Origin of the sequence: Rhizobium sp. PDO1-076, assembly GCF_000247475.1 — a bacterium.
GTDB lineage: Bacteria > Pseudomonadota > Alphaproteobacteria > Rhizobiales > Rhizobiaceae > Allorhizobium.
The window spans coordinates 1-1,429 of record NZ_AHZC01000276.1 but is presented as its reverse complement, the minus strand read 5'-3'; the positions used below and the strand labels follow the sequence as shown (position 1 = coordinate 1,429).

At 48.8% G+C, this 1,429-nt stretch carries 1 protein-coding gene; it reads right to left on the bottom strand.

Features of this window, described 5'->3' with window-relative positions:
- The coding region (locus PDO_RS28385; protein WP_007603297.1) for a hypothetical protein at positions 1-1,429 on the bottom strand (1,429 nt) is incomplete at both ends.

Here is a 1,429-nt window from a genome sequence, read left to right as displayed (position 1 = left end):
ATGCCCTTCCATTGGCTCTGACCCGCACCCTTCTTTAGCTGCCAAGATTTGTGAACAACGCCGTCGGTCGGGTTAACGTCGCCATCCGGACGAGGAGGAGGCGGAAGGGGGCCATAATGCATATACTGATATGGATAAGAACTGAGGTCCGCGACAAGCGGCCTATTCGCCCCAATCGCTAAAGGAAAGGAGAAGACCGCATTGTGGCGAACAGTCGCGTGGAGTTCTCTACGCTTTGCATAATAGTCTAGCGAATCGTCCTCCCTAAATGGAAGAAGCTCACCCCGTGCAGGAAGCATGGCCTCGGCCTTGGCCTCGGCTTCTTTAGGGCATGGTGGAGGAAAATCCAGCTCGTCCTCTAAAATGCTAAGCGTCCGTTCCGCCCGCGATCCAGAACGCGGCGGACCGTCATCTTGCTCAAGTTCATCAAGCGTGCCTTCAGAATCAATCGTCGTATCCGCGACCTCCGCAAGAGCTCGATTAGGTCGAGAAGGTCGAGGAGGCACAGGGGGCGGAGACACGGGTTTCTGACTTGGACTATCTGGCTCGCCGACGCTAAGCCTATTGCTCGCATGCGAGTCAATCAATCCAGAAGCCAGCGGAGCGAGCTGCCGCTCAGGCAAAGGAGGCAGCACGTCCTCACTATTCAAGTTCGGGTTAACGCCAAGGTTTGGGACGCCCTCAATTATTATAGTGTTGAGACGTTTGAGCATATTGTTCAACGTAGTCGGCGCGAATTGGGCGGCTTTGTTGTTCAGATTGTAATACGCAACGATTTCAAAAATCTTGCTAAATGCATCTTTTGCGCCTTCTAAGTTGTTGACTATCAGACAAACCTTGGCCTCTACGAGTTGATTCTCTAGCGCTTTATCATAAGCAACAATACTTTGCCAATGTTCAATATCATCACTAGATAGCTTATCATCACTAGATAGCTTATCATCAGTAGGCAACTGAGCGATCCTGTCCAATTCGCGCAGCAAATCCGATTCATTAACACGGTTCTCGATGTAGTCTCTAAAATTCTGTGATTTTTTATAGGACCTTATAAGAAAGCGTTGCACCTCCCCAAATGCATCGTTTTGCTTGTTCTCGAGATTTATTTTGAAGTCTTTACCCGCAATTAGCCGAGCTTCACCAACGTCCATACCGCAATCCACTAAAAATTGGATTTGTCGACGTTCCGTCGTTTTGGCACTGTCGAAAAACCTCCCGAAAAGTCCTCGAGTGAACTTCTGTGGGTCGATGTTGATCACCTTAACGAGCTGTTTAATGACCGGGGCTTCAGCCAGTTTAGCGGGCCATTCGGTAGACAAAAACAAACCTAAAAAGTGGACGTTCAGCTTTGCAAATTCCTCGTAATGTCCTGACAGTAATTTTTTTTGATCAATAATAGAGTCGCCCAAGTCTTTCCCTGCTTGCTTGACCC